This is a genomic window from Nitrosomonas supralitoralis (genome assembly GCF_003011925.2).
GTDB lineage: Bacteria > Pseudomonadota > Gammaproteobacteria > Burkholderiales > Nitrosomonadaceae > Nitrosomonas > Nitrosomonas supralitoralis.
Genome location: NZ_PXXU01000180.1, coordinates 1 through 693, shown reverse-complemented (window position 1 = coordinate 693; position 693 = coordinate 1). Strand labels below are relative to the sequence as shown.

Sequence of the window (693 nt, the reverse complement as noted above, 5' to 3'; positions counted from 1 at the left end):
GATAATAGATGTTATTAAACAGTGTGTTGCATTGTGGTCTTTGCTGTAAAACAGAAGTGTGGATCGTAGGATATTTTTAATCATTATTTCGATCAGAATCACGAGATTGTTTTAATAATTCGGTTCGATTGAATTACTAAAAATCAGGACATTATTGCTTCTTATTAAAGGGTATGATCATTTTTGAGTCGACTATGAAATGTCTTTAGATTTAATTTGAGTTATTCGTTAAGTAATTATACTTATGGTCATCTAAATTAGCACATGGTTAAATGCCATTAACAAATAATTTAGAGGTCTATGCAAATCGTAATATTTTACGATATGAAGAAATCTGATTATTACACCACGAAGAAATTCTTAAATCTACATTAATGGCAGGAGAATGTACCTGTAGAAGTAATCGTTAAGTTTGATTACGCTGGATGTGCATAGCAATATAAATCACTGCGTTGATTTTTATCGATTGGAGGTATTTAAATGTTACTAACATCTTGTGATCCTAAAAAAAATCATATATTGAGCGCACTGAGTGCGGAAGAATATGAACAATTAATTCCTCATTTAGAGCTTGTGACATTGTCGAGAGCTGAGGTATTGTTTGATGCAAATGAAAAACTGCAATCCGTGTATTTTCCCATCACAGCTACTACCTCTTTATTATGCTGTTTTGAAGATGGCTCGTCTGTACAG

At 32.2% G+C, this 693-nt stretch carries 1 pseudogene; it reads left to right on the top strand.

Annotated elements, in window-relative coordinates:
- Positions 1–480: 480 nt before the first annotated feature.
- A pseudogene (locus tag C7H79_RS17310) lies at positions 481–693 on the top strand (Crp/Fnr family transcriptional regulator); the annotation flags it as partial.